Below are 22,706 nucleotides of genomic sequence, written 5' to 3'. Positions count from 1 at the left end.
CCTTGGCGGCGGGCGCGATCGACCACGGGGCAGCCTCCGGCAAGGGCCGGCTTTCGGCCCTGCTTTGCCTGCTGCTCGCGGTATTCTGCCTGTTCGCCTTCGTGCCCGGTATCGCGGCGCTGCCGCCGACCGACCGCGACGAATCGCGCTTCATCCAGTCGTCGAAACAGATGGTCGAAAGCGGCGACTTCGTCGACATCCGCCTGCAGGACGAGCCGCGCTACAAGAAACCGGCCGGTATCTACTGGCTGCAATCGGCCGCCGTGCTCGCCAGCGGCCGGGGCGCGGATGCGCCGGTCTGGGTCTACCGCATTGTGTCGGTCGCCGGCGCGACGCTTTCCGTCCTGGCGCTGGCCTGGCTCGGCGCGCGCATGTTCGGCAATTCGGCCGGACTGATCGCCGGCTTCGGGCTCGCCGGCCTGCTGATGCTCGCCTTCGAGGCGCGCATCGCCAAGACCGACGCGACCCTTCTGGCGGCGGTGCTTTTCGCCCAAGGCGCGCTCGCCCATCTCTATCTCTGCCATAAGGAGGGCCGCACATCGGGCGTGGCCGCCTGGGTGTTCTGGATCGCGCAAGGCGCCGGCATCCTGATCAAGGGGCCGATCGCTCCGGCGATCAGCGCGCTGACGGTCGCGGCGGTCGTCATCCTAGACAAGGACCGTGCCTGGTTGAAAACGCTGAGGGCGGGCCCGGGCGTGCTGATCGCCCTGCTGGTCGCCGCTCCCTGGCTCGGCCTCATCACCTGGAAGAGCGGCGCCGCCTTCTGGCAGGAGGCAATCGGCCGCGACTTCCTGGGCAAGATCGGCTCGGGCCAGGAATCGCACGGCGCCCCGCCCGGCTATTATTTCCTGCTGTTCTCGCTCACCTTCTGGCCCTTCGCCGTTCCGGCGGTCAATGGCGGCCTCAATGCGCTCAACCGCTTCCGCACCGATCCGCGCCTGCTCTTCTGCCTCGCCTGGTACCTGCCTTATTGGATCGTGGTCGAGGTCATGCCCACCAAGCTGCCGCACTATATGCTGCCTGCCTACCCGGCGCTGCTCCTGCTGATGGCCTGGGCGCTGACCGACGGCAGCGCGACGCCGGCTACCCTGCGACGGTGGCAGCTCTGGCTATACCGCGCCACGGTCTTCGGCGCGGTGCTCGTCACTTTGCTGCTGGCGGCGGTGGCCGTCGCGGCCGTGCCTTACGTGGTTGGCACGATCTCGTGGTGGGGAATCCTTGCCGCACTTCTCATCCTCGTCACCGGCTGGCTCGCCTCCGGCATCCGACCGGCTCTTCCGCCGCTGCAGCGCACGGTTCTGGCGGCTGCCGGTGCAGCCGTCTCCATGGGCCTGCTCGCCGGCCTCGTCGCGCCGGCGCTGAAGCCGATCTGGCTGAGCCCCGAGATCGCCACGCAATTCAAGGCGGTGAAGCCCTGTCCAGACTCGCGCCTGATCTCGGCCGGCTATCACGAGCCGAGCCTTGTCTTCCTGGCAGGCACCCGGACGATGCTCACCGACGGCGCCACCGCAGCGGCCGAGCTCGGCAAGGACGCCTGCGCCGTTGCGCTCATCGCCGACGACCAGCTCGAAGCTTTCGACGGCGCGTTGGCGGAAGGCATATCGAGCATCGAGGAGCTTGGCCGCGTGGAGGGAGTGAACTATTCCAAGGGCCACGAACGCATCCTGACCTTCTTCGGCAAGGCCCGCTAGAGCCAGTCAAAAGCCGCGATACGAGATGCCAATGAAAGTCCTGCTCACCGGCGCCGCCGGCTTCATCGGTTACCACACCGCCCGCCGGCTTCTCGAACGCGGCGACAGCGTGGTCGGCCTCGACAATGTCAACGACTATTATGCAATCGGCCTGAAGCAGGCGCGGCTGGCCGCGCTCGAACCATTTTCGGGCTTCCGTTTCGCGCGGGCCGACATCGCCGATCCCGCCGCCCTGGCAGCCCACGCCGAGGGCAACTTCGACGCGATCATCCACCTCGCGGCGCAGGCTGGCGTCCGGTATTCCGTCGAGAACCCTTACGCTTATGTCCACTCCAACGTGACCGGCCAGGTGGCGATCTTCGAGCTGGCGGCCAAGCTCGGCGGTCTGCCCGTCGTCTATGCCAGCTCGTCCTCGGTCTACGGCGCCAACGAAAAAGTGCCGTTCTCGGAGAGCGACCGCACCGACCATCCTGTATCGGTCTATGCCGCGACCAAGCGCGCCGGCGAGTTGCTCGCCCATGCCTACCGGGAAACGCGAGGGATTGCCGCCACGGGCCTGCGCTTCTTCACGGTCTATGGGCGTTACGGCCGGCCCGACATGGCGCCCTGGCTGTTCACCGAGGCGATCCTCAAGGGCGAGACGATCTCGGTCTTCAACAATGGCGAAATGGAGCGCGACTTCACCCATGTCTCCGACATCGCCGCCGGCGTCGTCGCGGCCGCCGACCGGATCGTTGCGAACCCAGCCGAAACGGCGCTGGTCTACAATCTCGGCAACAACAACCCGGTGAAGCTGATGGAATTCATCGCCGCGATCGAGCGCGCCGCGGGCCGCAAGGCCAGGATGGAGATGAAGCCGAAACCGGCCGGCGACGTGCTGCGCACCTATGCCGACATCGCGCTCGCCGAACGCGACCTCGGCTTCCGGCCTGTCACGAGGCTGGACGAAGGCATCGCCGATTTCGTCGAGTGGTTCCGGGGGTATAACGGCTGAGGGTGCCGGATGTTGGAGGATTGCGGCTGGCCCCTCCCATGAAAGTAGCGTTGAGATCCGTTTGTTTCAGTCAGATAAGATAACGGCCACGCCGGGCTGAGCCCCTGCCATAAAAATAGGGCCGAAATCCTTTTGATTGCAGTCGGATTTGGCTTAGCCAGATACCCCTCTCTGTCCACCTGATATCTCCCCCACAAGGCTACGACATTCACACATCGTGGGGGGCGAGTTGCGGTGTCGGCGAAAGTCTGACTCCCTGTTGCTGTGATTCGGCTGATGGAGAGGCAGATGGACCTTGGTTTTGGGGAGTTCGGAGACGCTCGCCTGAAAGATGCGGGGTTTTTTTGCATGAGCGGCTGGTGTCGGCGGGTGGCTGGGGGAGCAGCGTGCGCGCGCTGGGCGGCGGCCGCTCCGGCGAGATGCGGATCACGCGCTTTCTGCACAACCCGAAGGTGACGGTCGGCGCGATGCTGGAGACGGCCTCGGCCCGCACGTGCTTGCAAGTTGGTGGCCGTCATGTGCTGGCGATCCAGGACACGACGTCTGTTCGGGTGGACGAAAAAGGCATCGGCCTGTCCGTGCACCCGCTGATTGCCGCGGATGCGACCAGCGGCTTTGTGTTGGGCCTTGTCGATGCGTTCTTTCTGGATCGCCGCGGTGGTGTGAAGGCGACGCGCACCAAACGGGACTTCGCGGACAAGGACAGCCGGCGCTGGCTCGACGGCGCCGAAAGCGCGCGCCGGCTGTGGGACGCCGGCGCGACCTGCGTGACGGTCGTCGAGGACCGCGAGGGGGACATTTACGAGTGCTTCGCCTTCAAGCCGGACCATGTCGAGAAGCTGGTACGGGCCGCGCAGGACCGGCTTCTGGCCGACGAGACCCATCTGTTTGCCGCCGCAGAGAGCTGGCCCGAAGCCGGGCAGATGACGGTCGCGTTGCCGGCCATTCCGGGCCGCAAGGCCCGCACGGCCACTCTCGGCGTGCGCTTCGGCCGTGTCGAGATCGCAAGGCCCAGGAACCGCAAAGCCCAGGCGGGAACCCGGGTGCTGCCGAAGACCGTCACGCTCAGCATGGTCGATGCCCGCGAAATCGATCCGCCGCACGGCCAGGAGCCGGCGCATTGGCGGCTGCTCACAACACATCAGGTCACCGATCTGGCCGATGCACGGCGCATCATCGGCTTTTATCGTCTGCGCTGGACCATCGAGCAGCTGTTTCGGACCACCAAGACAAAGGGCTTTGACATCGAGGCGCTTCGCCAGCAGGAGGGCGGGCCGCTGGAAAAGCTCGTAACAGCAACCCTCATCGCCGCCGTCACGGTGATGCAACTCGTTGCCGAGCGCGACGGCAAGCTCGAGCGGCCGCTCAGCGACGCCTTCGATCCCGACGACCAACCGGTGCTCGAACGCGTCAGCCACAGCCTTGAGGGAAAGACCCAGAAGCAGAAAAACCCCCATCCCAAAGGCACATTGGCCTTCGCTGCCTGGGTCTTCGCACGGCTCGGTGGATGGACCGGATATTACGGAAAGCCCGGCCCCATCGTCATGCTCAGAGGCCTCACCAAATTCCACGCAATCAAGCATGGCTGGACCCTCCGAGATGTGTGAATCTCGTAGCCCACAAGGGGGGAGACTGGCTGTCATCGATGACGGCACTCGCCCTGCAACGTCGACGATTGGCGAAATCCAAGCGGCCGGCCAGTCTCCCCCTTGTGGGGGAGATATCAGGTGGACAGAGAGGGGAGCGAAGACACGCGGCACTTTCATCCAAGATGGCGCCCGACGCCGGCCGGTAGTCTCATCCGGCTGCCGCCACCTTCTCCCAAAGGTTGCGACCCCGGCCTCAGCCGCTCCGCTCAGCGCTTGCCTTTGTCGGCGACGAACTCGATCGACGGAAGGAGCGCGGCAGCCGTGCGGAGCGCCGCGCCTGTTGCCACCACCATCTGCGGCAGAAGCATCCATTCCAGCGTCCAGGCCGCGCCCGACCGCTCGTTCTCATGGACCAGCGACTGGTGCATGCCAGAGACCAGCGTGGCGTTGAACCGCGCCAGCGCGACCAGCACCTCGGCGCCGACGGGATTGACCTTGTGCGGCATCGCCGACGAGCCGCCGCCCGAGGCGAGCCTGATCTGGCCGACCTCGCTTTGCGCCATCAGCGCGATGTCCTGCCCCATCTTGCCGAGGCTGCCGGAGAGAAGCGACAGGAAGGAAGCGAGTTCGGCAAATCCGTCGCGCTCGGAATGACGCGCCCTCGACAGGGCACGAAGGCCGAGCCACACGGCCACCTCCTCGGCGACCTCCGCTCCCTTGTCTCCGAGTTTTTCCAGCGTTCCGGCGGCGCCACCAAAATGCAGTACGCCGACCTGGTCGCGTATCGCGACGAGCCGGCTGCGGTGGCGGACCAGCGGATCGCGCCAGCTCTCGATCATGCGCGATGCCGTCACCGGGATCGCAGCCTGCATGCGGGTATGAGCCATGACAGGCACCTTGCCCTGCCTGTCATCCAGCCCGGCCAAGGCCTCGATCAGCCCGTCGATCCTGTCGGCAAGAATGTCGAGAGCGGGCAGCAGCCGCAGCACGAGACCGGTATCGATCGCATCCTGGCTGGTGGCGCCGAAATGCACATGTGCCCCGTGCGGCTGCCCGACCGCCTGTCGCAATTGTCGAACCAGTTCGGGTACGACGACGCCGTCACGCGCGGTCTCTTCCGCCAGCCTGGGGAGATCAGGCTCGAAGGCGACCAGCGCATCGGCGATCGCCCTGCCCGCGGCAACCGGAATGACACCCTCGGCTGCCTCGCCCTCCGCCAGCGCCGTCTCGAAACGCACCAGCGCCGCGATCTCCGCCTCGATAGAAAACTGCCTGGCGACCTCATCGTCACCGAGAAGGCCGGACAGGAAGGGATGCTCGAACGGAGTAATTGCCATCAGAATCCGTCAGATATCGAAAAAGACCGTTTCCTTGTCGCCCTGGAGATGGATGTCGAAGACATAGGCGTCGTCCTTCAGCGGCGCGATCAGGGTCGGCACGCGCACCTTGTGCTCGATGCGCTGCAGCACCGGATCCTCGGCATTGGCCTTCTCCTCGTCGCCGAAATACATGCGGGTATGGAGGCCGAGATTGATGCCGCGCGCCACGATCCAGAAGGTGACATGCGGGGCCATAGGCCGGCCGTCGCGGAAGGGCACCCGGCCGGGCTTGATCGTCTTGAACACGAACTCGCCGGTGTCCATGTCGGAGGCGCAACGCCCCCAACCGGTGAAGTTCGGATCCGCCGTGCCGCGCATCTCGGATGGGCTGTTGTAGAGCCCGTCGGCATCGGCCTGCCAGATCTCGATCAGCGAATCCTTCAGCGGCGTGCCGGAGCCGTCGATGACACGCGACCGGATGGTGATCCGCTCGCCCTTGGTCTTGTCGTTGACGAGGCTGGCGCCGAGATCGGCGTCGTAGACGCCACCAATGCCACAGAAATTCGGGGTGAGCCCGATATGGACATAGGGTCCGGCCGTCTGGGATGCCGTTTCCTTGAGGCGGTTGAGCGATTGCACCATCAGTTCCCCTCCAGCCGGTTCTCGAACAGCGTCGAACGGCGGCCGCGCAGCACGATATCGAACTTGTAGGCCCGCGCATCCATGGGAATGGTCGCTTCCATGTCGAGCGGCGCGATCAGCGCCTCGATAGCCTCGCGGCTCGGTATGGTGCGCACGATCGGGCACTTCCAGATCAGCGGGTCGCCCTCGAAATACATCTGCGTGATCAGCCGCTGCGCGAAACCGTGGCCGAAGATCGAGAAATGGATATGGGCCGGGCGCCAGTCGTTGACGCCGTTCGGCCAGGGATAGGGGCCGGGCTTGATGGTGCGGAACGTGTATGAGCCGTCCTCGCCGGTTATGGTGCGGCCGCAGCCACCGAAATTGGGGTCGAGCGGCGCGAAATACTGGTCCTTCTTGTGGCGGTAGCGCCCGCCGGCATTGGCCTGCCAGAATTCGAGGAGCGCGCCCGGCACGCCCTTGCCGCGCTCGTCCAGAACCCGGCCGTAGACGATGATGCGTTCGCCGATGGCGCTTTCGCCCGGCCTGGCGAAATTGTGGATCAGATCGTCGTCCAGTTCGCCCAGCATATTGTGGCCGAAGACCGGGCCGGTGATCTCGCTGATCGTGTTGTCGAGCGAGAGCAGCGCCTTTTGCGGAGAGCGCAGGACGGAGGTCTTGTACCATGGCGTATAGGCCGGCGGATGCCAGTCGCGGTCGCGCTGGAAGAAGGAACCCGTTTCGGGCCGCTGGTTGGACATGATTTCCCTCCCGTCAGCTACTCGACGTCGATCTCAACGACCGCCGGCACTCTCGTCCGCCACCTCGGCGAGCGCCTGCCTGGCGACCTTTATCGCATGATTGGCCGCCGGCACACCGGCATAGATTGCCACATGAAGCAGCGCCTCGCGAATATCATCCGGCGTCGCACCGGTATTGGCGGTCGCCCGCACATGCATCGCCACCTCGTCATGGTGGCCGAGTGCCGCCAGAAGCGCGATCGTCACCATCGAGCGCTCGCGTTTGGTCCAGTTGGGCCGAGACCAGACATGGCCCCATGCCGCCTCGGTGATCAGATCCTGGAAAGGCTCGTCGAACGCGGTCTTCGCGGCCTGCGCCCTATCGACGTGGGCCGCACCCAGAACCGCCCGGCGGGTCTCCATCCCCTCGCGGTAGCGTTCCGATTTTCCTGCCTCGTCCATCCGTCTTCTCCTCGTCGTGCAGCCGAGTGAAACACGCTGCATCAGTTAAGAAAAATACTGTTTTTCGCGATATTCATAATCATTGTGGTATGATTTTCCGTCATGCAAATCAAAATTCGTCATATCTCGACCTTCCTCGAAGTGGCGCGCACCGTCAGTGTCGGCAAGGCGGCGGCAGTGCTCAACGTGTCGCAGCCGGCGGTCACCCGTACGATCCGGGAGCTGGAAGAGGCGCTCGGCTCCGCGCTGGTCGAGCCCGACGGCCGCGGCATAAGGCTGACCGCGGCCGGCGAGGAGTTCCGTCGGCACGCCGGCCTCGGCATGGCGGCCCTGCGCCAGGGCGTCGATACGCTGAGACGGGGCGCGGCCAGCCTTTCCCCGCCCTTGCGGGTCGGCGCCTTGCCGACGGTGTCGGCCCGCATCATGCCGAAGGCGGCCCGCAGGTTCCTCGAACAGTCGCCGGACGGGCGGCTGAAGATCGTCACCGGCGAGAACGCCGTGCTGCTCCAGCAACTGGCCGGCGGCGAGCTCGACCTCGTCGTCGGCCGGCTGGCCGCGCCGGAAAGCATGATCGGCCTCACCTTCGAGCATCTCTACTCCGAGCAGGTGCTGTTCGTCGTGCGGCCCGGTCATCCATTGCTGGCACGCGACCCGTTCGACCTCGCGAAGCTTTCGCGTTTCACCGTGCTGATGCCGACGGCGGCTTCCGTCATCCGACCCTTCGTCGACCGCTTCCTGATAGCCCACGGCCTGCCCGAGGCAGGCGCGCGGATCGAAAGCGTCTCGGATTCCTTCGGCCGCGCCTTCGTGCGCGAGAGCGACGCGGTGTGGATCATCTCCGAAGGGGTGGTTGCCAACGATGTCGCGGCCGGACATCTCGCCGTGCTGCCCATCGACACCTCGGAGACGCGTGGCGCCGTCGGCCTCACGATGCGCGCCGATGCCGAGCGCCCCTTGCCGCTGGCGATGCTGATCAAGGCGATCCGGGCGGCCTGTCCTCCCACAGGACCGGCGGGCGTTCAGTAGGGCAGGCCCACATAATTCTCCGCGAGCGCCGTCGATGCGGCGCGCGAATGGAAGAGGTAGTCGAGCTCGGCCTCCTGGATCTTCTGGCCGAAGGCGCCGGTCTCAGGGAATTTGTGCAGCGTGCTCGTCATCCACCAGGAAAAGCGCTCCGCCTTCCAGACGCGCGCCAAAGCCTTCTGCGAATAGGCGTCCATGCCGGCGGACGAACGATCTGCATAGAACTCGCGCAGGCCGTCGAAGAGGTAACGCACGTCGCTGGCCGCCAGGTTGAGACCCTTGGCGCCGGTCGGCGGCACGATATGGCCGGCATCACCCACCAGGAACAGGCGCCCGAAGCGCAGCGGCTCGGCGACGAAGGAGCGCAGCGGCGCGATCGACTTCTCGATCGACGGGCCCGTCGTCATCTGCTCGGCCGTCGCGGCCGGCAGCCGCGCCCTGATCTCGTCCCAGAAACGGTCGTCGGACCAATCGTCCACCTTGTCGTCGAGCGAGCATTGCACATAGTAGCGGCTGCGCGTGTGGGAACGCATGGAGCAGAGCGCGAAGCCGCGCGGATGGTTGGCATAGATCAGCTCTTCGCCGACCGGCGGCACCTCGGCGATGATGCCCAGCCAGCCGAACGGATAGGCACGCTCGTAGAGTTTGATTGCCGTCTCCGGCACCGATTTGCGCGAAATCCCGTGATAGCCGTCGCAGCCGGCGATGAAGTCGCAGTCTATGCGGAACGTCGCCCCGTCCTTCTTGTAGGTCACATAGGGCCGTTCGCTGTCGAAACCGTGCGGGGCGACATCGGCCGCTTCATAAACCGTCGCGCCGCCGGTGGCCGCGCGCTTGTCCATCAGGTCGTGGGTTACCTCGGTCTGGCCGTAGATCATGACGCGCTTGCCGCCGGTCAGCCCGAACAGGTCGACCCGGTGGCGGCGGCCGTCGAAGGCCATGTCGAAACCGTCATGCGGCAGGCCCTCGCGACGCATTCGCTCGCCGGCGCCGGCCTCGTCGAGCATGGCGGTCGTGCCTTCCTCGAGCACGCCGGCGCGGATGCGCGCGAGAACATGCTCCTGTGACGAACGCTCCAGGATAATGTTGTCGATGCCGTCATTGGTAAGCAGTTGGCCGAGCAGCAGCCCCGACGGACCGGAGCCTATGATGACGACCTGAGTGCGCATTTTATCCTCCCGGCGAGCAGTCTTGTGCGCCAAGCGGCGCTTCATCCGGCCTCAGGATGCGCTTCCACCGCCGTGCCGCCAATAGACATTCCCGGCACTCTCTTGCACAATCCGATCATCGAACCGGACCAGGCCCTTGAGAAGCAGCATCCCGACATTCCGCCTCTACGGCGAATCCCGCAACGAAACCGCCGGTCTGTGGCTGCACTGCGAGACGATTCCGGAGAGAAGCCGGCTGCATGGCTGGGAGATCCGTCCTCACCGCCATGAGACCTTCTTCCAGGTTTTGCACATTTCGAGCGGCTCGGGCGAAGCCTTGGTCAATGGCCGCTACCGGCCGTTCGAGCATTCCACGGCGATCTTCGTCCCGCCCGGGGAGGTGCACGGCTTCCGTTTCTCGAGGGACATCGAGGGTTTTGTCCTCACCGCGCTGAGCGACCGCCTGACGGCACCGATGCGCTCCAGCACCGCGATCACGGCTTTCGCGGACAAGGCGCGCCTCATCCGGCTCGCCTCCGATGCGGCACCAGCCCGCGACGTCGTCGACACCATCGCACGCATCCACGCCGAGCTCGACGGCCATCGGGCCGGCCGCATGGTGCTGCTCGAGGCACTGGTCGCCGGGCTGATCGTAGCGCTCATGCGGGCCGACGGGCCGGCACTGGCGCGCGAACATCCCAACGAACGCGACGCCAGCCGGATCGCCGCGCTCTATGATCTCGTCGCCGCGCATTTCCGCGAGCGTCGCCCGGTGAGCTTTTATGCCGCGGAGCTCGGCCTGTCGGAGGCTCATCTCAACCGCATCTGCCGGGCCGGAACCGGCGGCAGCGTGCAGGCGCTCGTCAATGCACGCCTTGTCGAGGCCGCGACCCGCGACCTGATCTTCACGCCGACACCGGTGCAGGGCATCGCCTACAGCCTCGGCTTCTCGGACCCGGCCTATTTCAACCGCTTCTTCCGCAAGCAGACCGGCAGGACGCCCGGAGCGCTCCGTGCGTCGGAGCGCCCTGCCCTGGCTGCTACATAGCTTTCTCGACCTGTCCGCGGATTTCGCCGCCCTGGTGCGCGGCAGTATGGATGTTGAGGTAGTATCTTCCGGCCAGCAGATCGGCCGCCTGCGCATCGGTCAGCGTCGCCTCGCCCTTGATCGGGCTGGCGAGATCGCCCTGCAGCGGGACGGCGACATCGGCATTCGCGCCCTTGTCGGCCGGTCCATGGAAATGCGCGGCCGCCGCCGGGCCGCTCAGGCCCGAATAATCGACCGTCCAGTCGAGCTTCTTCGTCTCCGTGTCGAACGTCAGTTCGGCCATGCCCTTGCCGTCGGTCTCAACGGGAGGCGACTCCTGGGCGCCGTCGAGCATCGCGGCGAGCTTGACGCTTTCCGCCAGGAGCGGCGACGAAACGAGCAGCAGGGCCGAGACGGCCATGCCGGCCACCACGGGCATGCGAGAGAAGGGATGCATGAGATCCTCCACGATTGCGCCGGAAACCTCCGGCCGGGCGCGGCAAGACGCCGCTACCATGCAACGAACGGCTGAGCATCCGAAATGTTTCCTGTATCCGCTCCAACGCGAAAGGGGCGGTCGCCCGCCCCTTCCCTTGCGCTTCGGTTTCGGATCGCGTCCGACGCGTTGCGGCTACTTCAGCGCCTTGTCGGTGACCTCATACGTGAAGGCGCCTTCCGGCTCCTTGCTGATGACAGGATCCGAGCCGCCCTTCAGCAGGGTGGCGACGGTGCGCTTGTAGTCGGCGTCGTCGAGCGCGCCGTTCGACCCGGCGGTCAGCTTGGCGATCTCACCCATCATGCGCTTCTGGTGCTCTTCCGTCTGGGCGCCGGTCGCGTCGTTGTCGAGCACGATCATGGCCGCTTCGTCCGGGTTCTGCTCCGCATATTTCCAGCCCTTCATCGAGGCGCGGACGAAGCGCACCATCTTGTCGACGAAGGCAGGGTCCTTGAGCTTGTCCTCCAGAACATAGATGCCGTCTTCGAGGGTCGCGACGCCCTGGTCCTCATACTTGAAGGTGATGAGGTCCTCCGGCTTGATGCCGGCATCGATGACCTGCCAGTACTCGTTATAGGTCATGGTCGAGATGCAGTCGGCCTGCTTCTGCAGCAGCGGGTCGACGTTGAAGCCCTGCTTCAGCACGGTCACGCCGTCGGGACCGCCGTCGGTCTTGATGCCGAGCGTGCTCATCCAGGACAGGAACGGATATTCGTTGCCGAAGAACCAGACGCCCAGCGTCTTGCCCTTGAAGTCCTCGGGCTTGGTGATGCCTGTGTCCTTGCGGCAGGTGAGCATCATGCCCGAGGACTTGAACGGCTGGGCGATGTTGACGAGCGGCACGCCCTTTTCGCGGGTGGCGAGCGCCGAGGGCATCCAGTCGATGATGACATCGGCGCCACCGCCGGCCAGCACCTGGGGCGGAGCGATGTCGGGGCCGCCCGGCTTGATTTCGACGTCGAGATTCTCCTCCTCGTAGAACCCCTTCTCCTGGGCGACGTAGTAGCCGGCGAACTGGGCCTGCGTGACCCATTTCAGCTGCAGCGTGACCTTGTCGGCCGCAAGCGCCTGGATCGCCGCGAGCGACATCGCGCCGGCCAGCAGTGAGACGATCATTTTCTTCATTCTTCCCGTTCCCTCTGAAGTTCGCCTATCCACCACGGACAGACGGATGCCAGAACGTCGCCGCCCGTTCGATCAGGGCGACCACGCCATAGAAGACAGAACCCGCAAGTGCTGCAACCGCGATTTCCGCCCACACCATGTCGATATTCATCCTGCCCACTTCCGTCGAGATGCGGAAGCCCATGCCGACGATCGGGGTGCCGAAGAACTCGGCGACGATGGCGCCGATAAGGGCGAGCGTCGAATTGATCTTCAGGGCGTTGAAGATGAAGGGGGCTGCGGCCGGCAGCCGCAGTTTGACGAGGGTCTGCCAGTAGCCGGCGGCGTAGGTGCGCATGAGATCGCGCTCCATGGCGCTTGCCGCGGCAAGCCCCTGCACCGTGTTGACCAGCATGGGGAAGAAGGTCATCACCACGACGACGGCCGCCTTGGACGGCCAGTCGAAGCCGAACCACATGACGAGGATCGGCGCGATGCCGATGACGGGCAGCGCCGACACGAAATTGCCGAGCGGCAGCAGGCCGCGCTGCAGGAAGGGCGAGCGGTCGATCAGGATCGCCACGATGAAACCGGAGCCGCAGCCCAGCACATAGCCGATCAGCACCGCCTTGAGGAATGTCTGGCGGAAATCGGCGGCCAGCACCGGAAGCGAGGTGAGGATGCGTTGCCAGATCATCGAGGGCGGCGGCAGGAGCACCGAAGGGATGTTGAAACCCCGCACGATGCCCTCCCACAGCACCAGGATGGTGACGCCGAAGAGAAGCGGCACGGCAAGCCGCGTCGCCCGCGCGACGAGGCGGTTTTGCGGCTCGAGCCGGACCAGCCATTCATTGACCGCCCAGGCGGCGATCCAGAAAGCCAGCGCGCCGAAGACGATTTCGGTTCTCATGCCATGCCCATGCGCTTGAGGACCAGCCGGTGCAGCAGGCCGACGATCGACACCAGTACCGCCGCGATCGCCGCGGCGGCGAAAAGCGCGGCCCAGATCTGCACCGTCTGCCCATAGTAGGAGCCGGCGAGCAGCCGCGCACCGAGCCCCGCGACCGCACCGGTCGGCAGTTCGCCGACAATGGCGCCAACGAGGCTGATCGCCACCGCGACCTTCATCGAGGTGAAGAGGTATGGCATGGAACTCGGCCAGCGCAGTTTCCAGAAGGTCTGGCTGCGGCTGGCACTATAGGTGTGCATCAGGTCGAGTTGGATCGGCTCGGGGCTGCGCAGCCCCTTCACCATTCCGACGACGACGGGGAAGAAGGACAGATAGGTCGAGATCAGCGCCTTGGGCACAAGGCCCGAAAGGCCGATGGCGTTCAGCACCACGATGATCATCGGCGCGATCGCAAGGATCGGAATGGTCTGGCTGGCGATGATCCAGGGCATCACCGACCGGTCCATCGCCCGGTTATGCACGATGAAGACCGCAAGCACGATGCCGAGCAGGGTGCCCATGGCGAAACCGAGCAAGGTGGAGGAGAGCGTCACCCAGCCGTGATAGACGAGGCTGCGCTTGGAAGTCGGCGCGGTCTGAACAGTGGTCTTCCAAAGCTCCTCGACCACCTGCAGCGGCGACGGCAGCACCGGCCGATCCTGGTGCAGCGTGTCGCGCACCAGCCCGGCCATGGTCCATTGCGTGCCGTCTTTCTGGTAGACGTCGAGCTGCCAGGGCGCGTTGAGATAGACGGCGAAGCCGTACCAGAGCACCACCAGCGCCGCGACGACGATGAGCACGGGGCCGGTGTGGCCGGCAAGAATGCGCGACGCCAGCGATGGGGTGCGGGCATCGGCAGATGCTGAGACGTCTGAGATCGTCACCATCCCCCTCACCCGACCTCCGCGGAGCCTGTCCTCGGGCTTGCCGGAGGCAAGACCCGTGGGCTCCGGCCACCCTCTCCCCGCTGGGGAGAGGAAGGAGTTTCGTTCTGCTGCGTCTCCGGATTGGCGCGTGCAGCTTTTGTGTGCTGTCGAGGGCGACCGGCTTGGGCCTCCTCTCCCCTCGGGGAGAGGGTGGCCGGAGCCCACGGGTCTTGCCTCCGGCAAGCCCGAGGACAGGCTCCGCGGAGGTCGGGTGAGGGGGACCGCGCAAGCCGATCCTCCAATGCGGCAAGTATTGTATCCAGCACCGCTCTCTGTTCGCGAAGGACCTCGTGATTCCAGAATCGCAGAACGGAATAGCCGTGAGCGTTCAGGAATCGTGTCCGGATATCGTCGCGAGCCGACTCGGAATGCTGTCCGCCGTCGAGTTCGATCACCAACAGCCTCTCGCGGCACACGAAATCGACGAAATACCGTCCGATCGGGATCTGCCGCGAAAACTTGTATCCGTTCAGTCTTCGACTTCGCAACTCGCCCCAGAGCCGATATTCCGGCTCGGTATCGTCCTGGCGCAATTGTCGGGCGCGTACGGTTGCACCATCTCGCCTCTTGGTAACATGGTCGGCCACGGGCATCATTCCTCGTACGAATGCCCCGCTCTCAGCCCGTCGCGCACGCGGGCTGCGATCGCCAGGAATTCCGGCGTCTCGCGGATGTCGAGCGGGCGTTCGGGCGGCAGCGTCGATTCGATGACGTCGGTGACCCGGCCCGGCCGCGGGGACATCACCACGATGCGCGTCGACAGATAGACCGCTTCGGGGATGGAGTGGGTCACGAAGCAGATCGTCTTGTTCGTGCGGGCCCAGAGCGCCAGCAGGTGCTCGTTCAGATGGTCGCGCACGATCTCGTCGAGCGCGCCGAAGGGTTCGTCCATCAGAAGCAGGTCGGCGTCGAATGCCAGCGCCCGCGCGATCGAGGCGCGCTGCTGCATGCCGCCGGAAAGCTGCCAGGGATATTTGTTCTCGAAGCCGGCCAGATTGACCATTTCCAGCGTGCTCTTGATGCGGGCCTTCTGCTCCACCCGGGGGATGCCCATGATCTCGAGCGGCAGGGCGACGTTGCGCTCGATGGTGCGCCATGGATAAAGCGCGGCCGCCTGGAACACATAACCATAGGCCCGCCTCTCGCGCGCCTGTTCGGGCGACATGCCGTTCACCGAGATCGTGCCCGATGTCGGCTTCTCCAGATCCGCGATCACCCGCAGGAAGGTGGTCTTGCCGCAGCCCGACGGGCCGATGAAGGAAACGAATTCGCCCTTGCGGATCGTCAGATCGACGTCCGCCAGGGCCTGGACCGGCCCGTCGCTGGTCCTGAACGTCAGGCCGAGCCCGCGGGCGGCGACCACATCCGGGCCGTTGCCGGTGGCTGTCCCGGACTGGGGCTTCGTCCTGCCCGCCATTGCGGTATCGCTATTGGGCATGTCGGTGCTTCCGGTTATTGTGCGGTCCTTGCGGAACCGGGATCAGGGATGAACTGATATGTCCTCCACCGCCAAGCCGAGCTGCAGCGTCGTTCGCGCGCGCCACAGCTATGACGGCAAGCAGGGGCTCAGCTACTTCGAAGGCATCGCGACCGAGACGGTCGGCTCCACCGGCCTTTGCATGCATGTCGTGACGATTCCTCCCGGCGCCCGGGCCAAGGCGCATCTGCACGAAGCCCATGAATCGGCAGTCTATGTGCTCTCCGGCGAAGCCCGCACCTGGTATGGCGAGCGGCTGGAGCAGTTTGCGGACATGAAGGCCGGCGACATGATGTATATTCCAGCCGGCGTGCCGCATCTGCCTGCGAACCTTTCCGACGCGCCCTGCACGGCCGTCATCGCCCGCACCGACCCGCGCGAGCAGGAAAGCGTGGTGCTGCTGCCCGAACTCGACGCCTTGGCGCGGTAGACGAACCATTCGGAACCGATCGTTCAGGAGCATGGCTTCACCTCGCCCCACAGACCGCCGTTGCCGTCGGAGATGGTCAATGCCGACGGATCATCCGCGCTGGGACCGACACTGAGCATGCGCACAACCTTACCCTCGTGCCCTTCCTCGTCGCAGAGGCCTGTCAGCACGCGCGATCCGTCCTTCGCGGGAAGCGACTGCACGAACTCGCAGGAACTGGCATAGGCGTCGATGCCGTCGGGCCGCAACAGCAGGAAGTCGTCGGTGTCGACCTGCTCGCCGCGCCCGACCTTGCAGCCGTTCTCGTTGCCATAGGGCATCTTTGCGATGTCCAGCCCCTGTGCCACCGACGCGGCGACAATCCCTGCGTTGAGGCACGCCGCCGCGATCGCCGCGAAAGCTGCCGCCCGCATTCAAACCCCCGTTGCGGGAATGCCTGTCCGTTCGACCTTGCGCGGCGCCACGAGTTCCTTCCAGGTCGACAGCGCCCGGTTCACCGCGCCATGCGGCTCACGCGCGACGAATTCGCCATGACCGGGTCTGGTCTTCACAGCGGCCTCCTCGATCGCGAGTTCGCCGCGCGAGAACACGAAGCGCGGCAGGCCGGTCACCTCGAAGCCCTCGAAGACATTGTAATCGATGACAGACTGCTGCTTCCCGGCCGAGATCGTCTTCTTGCGCTTCGGGTCCCAGACGATGAGATCAGCGTCGGCGCCTTCGACGATCGCTCCCTTCCTCGGATACATGTTGAGGATCTTGGCGATGTTGGTCGACGTGACCGCGACGAACTCGTTCATGGTCAGGCGGCCGGTATTGACGCCCCTTGTCCACAGCACCGGCAGCCGGTCCTCCAGCCCGCCCGTGCCGTTGGGGATCTTGGTGAAGTCACCGACGCCGAAGCGCTTCTGCTCGGTGGTGAAGGCGCAATGATCGGTGGCGACGACCTGGAGCGACCCGGCCTGCAGGCCGGCCCACAGCGAATCCTGATGCAGCCTGTTGCGGAAGGGCGGGCTCATCACGCGCCGCGCCGCATGGTCCCAGTCCTTGTTGAAATATTCGGTCTCGTCGAGGGTAAGGTGCTGGACCAGCGGCTCGCCAAAGACGCGCATGCCCTTCTGGCGGGCCCGGCGGATCGCTTCATGCGACTGCTCGCAGGAGACATGCACGACATAAAGCGGCGCGCCCGCCATGTCGGCGATCATGATGGCGCGGTTGGTCGCCTCGCCCTCCACCTCCGGCGGACGCGAATAGGCATGCGCCTCGGGCCCGTTATTGCCTTCGGCCAGCAGCTTCTGCTGGAGCTGGGCGACGACGTCGCCGTTCTCGGCATGGACGAGCGGCAGGGCGCCGAGGGCCGCGCACCGCTGGAACGACGAATACATCTCGTCGTCATTAACCATCAGCGCGCCCTTGTAGGCCATGAAATGCTTGAACGAGGTGATGCCCTTGTCGACGACGTCGGCCATCTCGTTGAACACCTGCTCGCCCCACCAGGTGATCGCCATGTGGAAGGAGTAGTCGCAGGACGCCTTCGACGTCTTGTTGTCCCACATTGTGAGTGCCTCGAGCAGCGACTGGCCGGGCGACGGCAGGCAGAAGTCGACGACCATGGTCGTGCCGCCCGACAGCGCCGCACGGGTGCCGCTTTCGAAATCGTCGGCCGAATAGGTGCCCATGAAGGGCATTTCGAGATGGGTGTGGGGGTCGATGCCCCCCGGCATCACATAGCAGCCGGTAGCGTCGAACTCATGGTCGGCATGCAGATCGTGGCCGATGCCGACGATCTTGCCGTGCTGGATGAGCACGTCGGCCTTCCACGTCCGGTCGGCGGTGACGATGGTGCCGTTCCTGATGACTTTGGTCATTTATTCGTTCCCTTGTTTCGTCGCGATTTTGGCTTCGCGTTGAATTGGTTCGGTGGCTTCGGATCACTCCACGATTTCGGCTGTCTCCACCACGGCATGGAACAGGACGTCGGCGCCGGCGGCCGCCCATTCCTTGGAAATCTCCTCGGCCTCGTTGTGCGACAAGCCGTCGACGCAAGGGCACATGATCATCGACGTCGGCGCGACGCGGTTGACCCAGCAGGCGTCGTGGCCGGCACCGGCGATGATGTCGCGATGCGAATAGCCGAGCCTAATGGCCGCGTCGCGGACCGCCTTCACGCAATCCTTGTCGAAGGTGACGGGGTCGAAATGGCCGACCTGTTCGATCTCATACTCGATGTCGAGCGCCTCGCAGATCGTGTCGACGCCTTCGCGGATGCGGGCATCCATCGCGTCGAGCACTTCCTTCTCCGGCGACCGGACGTCGATGGTGAAGACCGTCTTTCCCGCGATGATGTTGCGCGAGTTGGGATAGACCTCCATATGGCCGATCGCGCCGACCGCATCGGGCTGGTAGTCCATCGCGACCTCGTGCACGAGTTCGGTGACGCGGGCCATGCCCAGTCCGGCGTTGCGCCGCTTCGGCATCGGCGTCGAGCCGGTATGGCTCTCCTTACCGGTCAGCGTGACCTGCAGCCATTTGAGGCCCTGGCCATGGGTGACGACGCCGATGTCGATGCCCTCGTCCTCGAGGATCGGGCCCTGCTCGATATGCAGTTCGAAATAGGCCTTCATCTTGCGGGCGCCAACCGGCTCGTCGCCCTTCCAGCCGATACGCACGAGCTCGTCGCCAAAGCGCTTGCCCTTGGCGTCCTTACGGTCATAGGCCCAGTCGAGTTCGTGGATGCCGGCGAAGACGCCTGAGGCCAGCATGGGCGGCGCGAAGCGGGTGCCTTCCTCGTTCGTCCAGTTGGTGACCACGATCGGGTGCTTTGTCCGGATGCCGAGATCGTTGAGCGAGCGGACGACCTCCAGCCCACCCAGCACACCCAGCACGCCGTCATATTTGCCGCCGGTCGGCTGCGTATCGAGATGGCTTCCGACGTAGACCGGCAAGGCCTCCGGATCGGTACCTTCCCGGCGCGCGAACATGGTGCCCATCTGGTCGACGCCCATCTCGAGGCCCGCCGCCTCGCACCATTTCCTGAAGAGGCTGCGGCCCTCGCCGTCCTCGTCGGTCAATGTCTGGCGATTGTTGCCGCCGGCAACGCCGGGGCCGATCTTCGCCATTTCCATCAGCGAATCCCACAAACGGTCTGAATTGATTCGCAGATTCTTGCCGGGGGCGGTCATGTGCAGTCCTCTCATTCAATGTCCATGCGGGATGCCGGCGGTTCCCGACGCCGTCATCCCGTTCGAGCCGAAGCCCTGTCGCATCCCGCCGAGGATCGCGCGATCCAAGCTCGATGCGTCGTTTCAAAATCCTAGGCGTCTCTACGCCCGAGGGGACGCATGACGCCCTATTCGATCAGCCTCAGCACCTCGCGCACATGGTCGATCAGTTCGTTGATCTGGCCCTTGGTGATGATCAGCGGCGGCGACAGCGCGATGATGTCGCCGGTGGTGCGGATCAGCGCGCCGCGCTCGAAGGCCTTCACGAAGGCGGAGAAGGCACGCTTGGTCGGCTGGCCGGCGATCGGCTGCAGCTCGATCGCGCCGATCAGGCCGATGTTCCTGATGTCGATGACATGCGGCTCGCCCTTCAGCGAATGCAGCGCCTCTTCCCAATAGGGCGCGAGTTCCGCGCCGCGTGTGAGCAGCCCTTCTTCCTTGTAGGTGTCGAGCGTGCCGAGCGCCGCCGCGCAGGCGATCGGATTGCCCGAATAGGTGTAGCCGTGGAAGAACTCGATCAGATGTTCCGGCCCGTTCATGAAGGCGTCGTGGATCTCCTTCTTCACGAAGACTGCGCCCATCGGGATGACGCCGTTGGAGACGCCCTTGGCGGTGGTGATGATGTCGGGGGTGACGCCGAAATAGTCGGCCGCGAACGGCGTGCCGAGACGGCCGAAGCCGGTGATGACTTCGTCGAAGATCAAGAGGATGCCGTGCTTGTCGCAGATCTCCCGCAGCCGCTTGAGATAGCCCTTCGGCGGGATGAGCACACCGGTCGAACCGGCCACCGGCTCGACGATGACGGCCGCGACGGTCGAGGCGTCGTGCAACGCGATGATACGCTCCAGATCGTTGGCGAGTTCGACGCCGTGCTCAGGCTCGCCACGGGTGTAGGCGTTCTTCTCGGGCAGGTGGGTGTGGGGCAGATGGTCGACGCCGGTGAGCAGCGTGCCGAACATCTTGCGGTTGCTGACGATGCCGCCGACGGAAATGCCGCCGAAATTGACGCCGTGATAACCGCGCTCGCGGCCGATCAGGCGGAAACGCGAGCCGTCGCCCTTCGCGCGATGATAGGCGATCGCCATCTTGAGCGCGGTGTCGACCGATTCGGAGCCGGAATTGGTGAAGAAGACGTGGTCCATGCCGGCGGGCGCGACGTCGACAAGGCGATTCGCCAGCTCGAATACGATCGGATGGCCCATCTGGAAGGCCGGCGCGTAATCGAGTTCACCGGCCTGGTTGCGGATCGCCTCGGTGATCCTGGGCCGGCAATGGCCGGCATTGACGCACCAAAGACCGGCCGTGCCGTCGAGGATCTGGCGGCCGTCGCTGGCCGTGTAGTGCATGTCCTTGGCACCGACCAGCATGCGCGGCGCCTGCTTGAATTGCCTGTTTGCCGTGAAGGGCATCCAGAATGCACTGAGATCGTTCGGCGTGACTGTCAGCCGGTTGGACATGACCAAGCTTTCCTTTCGGTTCTCTCGTTTCGGTGCGGCCAACGCTTGGTCTTCGGCGCAGTTTCTGCTACGCAATTTTTGACCGGTTGGACAAAGGTTAACACCGCTGCATGGGCGGTCAAGGGAATAGTACCGGAAATGCCGGATAGAAGGCGCGCTCCACAGTCGGCGAGAAACTGGTCCAGTGCATTGGGCCACAGAACCCCGGCAAGACACGGCGCCACGAGAGAGAGGTGACGATGGACGCCCCCACACCGCGGCGCCGGACCCGCATCCAGCAGGAGAAGCGGGAACTGATCCTGGAGGCAGCGCTCGAGGTGTTTTCCGCGCATGGCTTCCGCGGCGCCACGATCGACCAGATCGCCGACGCGGCCGGCATGTCGAAGCCCAACCTGCTCTACTATTTCCGCAATAAGGAAGACATCCACGAGACGCTGCTCGAGCGCCTGCTCGAGACGTGGCTGGCGCCGCTGCGCGAGCTCGACGATATCGGCGACCCGATGACGGAGCTCAGGAGCTACATCCGCCGCAAGCTGGAGATGGCCCGCGACTTTCCGCGCGAAAGCCGGCTGTTCGCCAACGAGATCATCCAGGGCGCCCCGCGCATCGGGCCGATGCTGGAAGGCGAGTTGCGCAGCCTTGTCGACGAGAAGGCCGAGGTGATCAAGGGGTGGATGCGGGCCGGCAAGATCGCACGCACCGATCCCTGGCATCTCATCTTCTCGATCTGGGCAACGACCCAGCATTATGCCGATTTCGACACCCAGGTGCGCGCCGTGCTCGGCCCCGACCGCGGCGGCGACGGCCGCTTCGAGGACGCCGCACGATTTCTGGAGCAGCTTTTCGTCGAGGGCCTCAAGCCGAAGGCGAACTGACCGTCGCGCCGGTGGTCCCTTTTCGGCGCGCTTCTAAGCAGACATTCCTTGGCAAGCCAACGAATGGTCTGCTTAGGCCTTTGTTTTGTCGCAGATTCTTGTCGGAAAACCGTGGGACACTTTTCCGGAATCTGCTTAGGCCGTGAATTCCCCAAGTGAAGCCGGCCGTCGGCATTCCAATCAACGAGGCGATGGATCGCGGACCTCGCTCCACGGTCGTATTGACATTGTAGATACGTCTGATCATATTGCAGCGCATGTCAAAAGTTCGCGCATCAACCTCGCAAAGGCATGGAACTGCGACCATTGCGGTTGCGGAGCGGACATCGGCTGCCGACACGAAAGGCAGCATCAACCTTCGGATCGAGGCTGCCACCCGCCAACTCATCGACGATGCGGCGGCGGTGCTGGGCAAGACGCGCACCGAATTCATGATCGAAAGCGCCCGACGGCAGGCCATCGACGTGCTGCTCGACCAGCGACTGTTCATGCTGGACTCCGATCGCTACGACGCTTTCATGCACGCCCTCGACAATCCCCCGGCACCGGGACCGAAACTACAGTCGCTGCTGCGCCGGGTTCCGGCATGGCAGAACTAGCGCCGGAACGCCTCGAAGCTGGTCTTTCGCCTCCCGTTCCTCTTACCGACGACCACGATCTTTCGAGTTTCGATTGCGGCGAACCGGCGCTGAACGACTGGCTGCGCCTCCGGGCCTCGAAGAATGAAAGTCGGTTCCCGCGCACCTATGTCGTTTGCGAAAGCAATCGGGTTGTCGCCTGTTTCTGCATCTCGGCCGCGGCGGTGGAGCGCGCGGCGGCACCCGGCAAGGTGCGGCACAACGCGCCGGATACGATGCCTGTCTCGGTGATCGGGCGATTGGCGGTGAGCCGCAGCCATGCGGGCAAGGGCCTCGGCGCGGACCTGCTTTCCGACGCGCTGCGCCGGATCGCGCTGGCGTCGCAGATCATGGGTATCGGAGCGGTTCTGGTCCATGCCAAGGACGATGCGGCGAAGCGCTTCTATCTACGCTGCGCGGAGTTCATCGAATATCCCGAAGACAGTCGCACACTGTTCCTGCCTATCGAAACGGTGGTTGCGGCCTTCGGCCAGGCTCAGGACTCATTGATTGGAGCCGGAAGATGACCGTTGCGGCGATGCA

Annotated in this window: 24 protein-coding genes; 9 read left to right on the top strand and 15 right to left on the bottom strand. The window is 64.9% G+C overall.

Translation table 11 applies throughout. The annotated features are described in order from the left end of the window. Positions 1-2 precede the first annotated feature (2 nt). The 3 genes from JN280_RS18555 (at position 3) to JN280_RS18545 (ending at position 4,292) form a co-directional block, all read left to right on the top strand. Positions 3-1,691, top strand: coding sequence for an ArnT family glycosyltransferase (locus JN280_RS18555; protein WP_244743401.1), 1,689 nt, complete (start codon positions 3-5; stop codon positions 1,689-1,691). 31 nt (positions 1,692-1,722) lie between these two features. Continuing rightward, complete coding sequence (locus tag JN280_RS18550) at positions 1,723-2,685, top strand: NAD-dependent epimerase/dehydratase family protein (protein ID WP_202314170.1); 963 nt, start codon at positions 1,723-1,725, stop codon at positions 2,683-2,685. A 386-nt stretch (positions 2,686-3,071) separates the two neighbouring features. Then, on the top strand, positions 3,072-4,292 hold the full coding sequence (locus JN280_RS18545; RefSeq protein WP_244741793.1) for an IS4 family transposase: 1,221 nt from the start codon (positions 3,072-3,074) through the stop codon (positions 4,290-4,292). 248 nt (positions 4,293-4,540) lie between these two features. Here the strand turns inward: JN280_RS18545 and JN280_RS18540 are convergent, their stop codons facing one another. Genes JN280_RS18540 through pcaC form a run of 4 tightly spaced genes read right to left on the bottom strand, consistent with a single transcriptional unit; the run spans position 4,541 to position 7,416 of the window. Then, on the bottom strand, positions 4,541-5,611 hold the full coding sequence (locus JN280_RS18540) for a 3-carboxy-cis,cis-muconate cycloisomerase (protein ID WP_202314169.1): 1,071 nt from the start codon (positions 5,609-5,611) through the stop codon (positions 4,541-4,543). 9 nt (positions 5,612-5,620) lie between these two features. Beyond that, on the bottom strand, positions 5,621-6,235 hold the full coding sequence (pcaG, locus tag JN280_RS18535) for a protocatechuate 3,4-dioxygenase subunit alpha (RefSeq protein ID WP_202314168.1): 615 nt from the start codon (positions 6,233-6,235) through the stop codon (positions 5,621-5,623). After that, on the bottom strand, positions 6,235-6,975 hold the full coding sequence (pcaH, locus tag JN280_RS18530; protein ID WP_202314167.1) for a protocatechuate 3,4-dioxygenase subunit beta: 741 nt from the start codon (positions 6,973-6,975) through the stop codon (positions 6,235-6,237). Before pcaH ends, pcaG begins: the two co-directional genes overlap by 1 nt. A gap of 33 nt (positions 6,976-7,008) precedes the next feature. Next, positions 7,009-7,416: a 4-carboxymuconolactone decarboxylase gene (gene pcaC / locus JN280_RS18525; protein WP_202314165.1), complete on the bottom strand. Its 408-nt coding sequence runs from the start codon at positions 7,414-7,416 to the stop codon at positions 7,009-7,011. A 102-nt stretch (positions 7,417-7,518) separates the two neighbouring features. Between pcaC and pcaQ the strand changes: the two genes are divergently transcribed. Further along, positions 7,519-8,442 (top strand): pca operon transcription factor PcaQ, encoded by a 924-nt coding sequence (pcaQ, locus tag JN280_RS18520; protein WP_202314163.1) that lies wholly within the window; start codon positions 7,519-7,521, stop codon positions 8,440-8,442. Here pcaQ and pobA read toward each other — a convergent pair. Next, positions 8,436-9,608: a 4-hydroxybenzoate 3-monooxygenase gene (gene pobA, locus JN280_RS18515; protein WP_202314161.1), complete on the bottom strand. Its 1,173-nt coding sequence runs from the start codon at positions 9,606-9,608 to the stop codon at positions 8,436-8,438. The genes pcaQ and pobA overlap by 7 nt on opposite strands. 136 nt (positions 9,609-9,744) lie before the next feature. Between pobA and JN280_RS18510 the strand changes: the two genes are divergently transcribed. Continuing rightward, positions 9,745-10,635: a helix-turn-helix domain-containing protein gene (locus JN280_RS18510; RefSeq protein WP_202314159.1), complete on the top strand. Its 891-nt coding sequence runs from the start codon at positions 9,745-9,747 to the stop codon at positions 10,633-10,635. On the opposite strand, the gene JN280_RS18505 is transcribed toward JN280_RS18510, so the two are convergent. The 6 genes from JN280_RS18505 to JN280_RS18480 form a co-directional block, all read right to left on the bottom strand. Beyond that, complete coding sequence (locus tag JN280_RS18505) at positions 10,628-11,071, bottom strand: CHRD domain-containing protein (RefSeq protein ID WP_202314157.1); 444 nt, start codon at positions 11,069-11,071, stop codon at positions 10,628-10,630. The genes JN280_RS18510 and JN280_RS18505 overlap by 8 nt on opposite strands. Positions 11,072-11,245: 174 nt before the next feature. Next, positions 11,246-12,235, bottom strand: coding sequence for an ABC transporter substrate-binding protein (locus JN280_RS18500; RefSeq protein ID WP_202314154.1), 990 nt, complete (start codon positions 12,233-12,235; stop codon positions 11,246-11,248). Between the two features lie 25 nt (positions 12,236-12,260). Then, positions 12,261-13,124, bottom strand: coding sequence for an ABC transporter permease (locus JN280_RS18495; protein ID WP_202314152.1), 864 nt, complete (start codon positions 13,122-13,124; stop codon positions 12,261-12,263). Further along, on the bottom strand, positions 13,121-14,050 hold the full coding sequence (locus JN280_RS18490; protein ID WP_202314150.1) for an ABC transporter permease: 930 nt from the start codon (positions 14,048-14,050) through the stop codon (positions 13,121-13,123). Before JN280_RS18490 ends, JN280_RS18495 begins: the two co-directional genes overlap by 4 nt. 5 nt (positions 14,051-14,055) lie before the next feature. Next, the gene (locus JN280_RS18485) at positions 14,056-14,682 is read right to left on the bottom strand and encodes an endonuclease domain-containing protein (protein ID WP_244743399.1); all 627 of its coding nucleotides are present in this window, start codon (positions 14,680-14,682) and stop codon (positions 14,056-14,058) included. Next, positions 14,682-15,506 carry an ABC transporter ATP-binding protein gene (locus JN280_RS18480; RefSeq protein WP_202314859.1) on the bottom strand — a complete coding sequence of 275 codons (825 nt, stop codon included), beginning with the start codon at positions 15,504-15,506 and terminating at the stop codon, positions 14,682-14,684. The genes JN280_RS18485 and JN280_RS18480 overlap by 1 nt, the downstream gene beginning before the upstream one ends. 79 nt (positions 15,507-15,585) lie before the next feature. Here JN280_RS18480 and JN280_RS18475 point away from each other — a divergent pair, with 79 nt between their 5' ends. Further along, the gene (locus tag JN280_RS18475) at positions 15,586-15,996 is read left to right on the top strand and encodes a cupin domain-containing protein (RefSeq protein WP_202314146.1); all 411 of its coding nucleotides are present in this window, start codon (positions 15,586-15,588) and stop codon (positions 15,994-15,996) included. A 23-nt stretch (positions 15,997-16,019) separates the two neighbouring features. Here JN280_RS18475 and JN280_RS18470 read toward each other — a convergent pair whose 3' ends face one another. From JN280_RS18470 to JN280_RS18455, 4 genes are all read right to left on the bottom strand, one after another. Continuing rightward, positions 16,020-16,409, bottom strand: coding sequence for a hypothetical protein (locus JN280_RS18470; protein WP_202314144.1), 390 nt, complete (start codon positions 16,407-16,409; stop codon positions 16,020-16,022). Next, positions 16,410-17,861 carry a dihydropyrimidinase gene (gene hydA / locus JN280_RS18465; RefSeq protein WP_202314142.1) on the bottom strand — a complete coding sequence of 484 codons (1,452 nt, stop codon included), beginning with the start codon at positions 17,859-17,861 and terminating at the stop codon, positions 16,410-16,412. It abuts the gene before it with no gap. 63 nt (positions 17,862-17,924) lie between these two features. Continuing rightward, on the bottom strand, positions 17,925-19,175 hold the full coding sequence (locus JN280_RS18460) for a Zn-dependent hydrolase (RefSeq protein WP_202314140.1): 1,251 nt from the start codon (positions 19,173-19,175) through the stop codon (positions 17,925-17,927). 167 nt (positions 19,176-19,342) lie between these two features. Then, complete coding sequence (locus JN280_RS18455; protein ID WP_202314138.1) at positions 19,343-20,671, bottom strand: aspartate aminotransferase family protein; 1,329 nt, start codon at positions 20,669-20,671, stop codon at positions 19,343-19,345. A gap of 239 nt (positions 20,672-20,910) precedes the next feature. Between JN280_RS18455 and JN280_RS18450 the strand changes: the two genes are divergently transcribed. The 3 genes from JN280_RS18450 (at position 20,911) to JN280_RS18440 (ending at position 22,690) form a co-directional block, all read left to right on the top strand. Further along, positions 20,911-21,546, top strand: coding sequence for a TetR family transcriptional regulator C-terminal domain-containing protein (locus tag JN280_RS18450; protein ID WP_202314136.1), 636 nt, complete (start codon positions 20,911-20,913; stop codon positions 21,544-21,546). Between the two features lie 257 nt (positions 21,547-21,803). Continuing rightward, positions 21,804-22,145, top strand: coding sequence for a type II toxin-antitoxin system TacA family antitoxin (locus tag JN280_RS18445; protein ID WP_202314134.1), 342 nt, complete (start codon positions 21,804-21,806; stop codon positions 22,143-22,145). After that, positions 22,133-22,690, top strand: coding sequence for a GNAT family N-acetyltransferase (locus tag JN280_RS18440; RefSeq protein WP_202314132.1), 558 nt, complete (start codon positions 22,133-22,135; stop codon positions 22,688-22,690). The genes JN280_RS18445 and JN280_RS18440 overlap by 13 nt, the downstream gene beginning before the upstream one ends. The last annotated feature ends 16 nt before the right edge of the window (positions 22,691-22,706 follow it).

The organism is Mesorhizobium sp. L-8-10, from assembly GCF_016756635.1.
Taxonomy (GTDB): domain Bacteria; phylum Pseudomonadota; class Alphaproteobacteria; order Rhizobiales; family Rhizobiaceae.
This window is presented reverse-complemented; position numbering and strand designations above follow the sequence as displayed.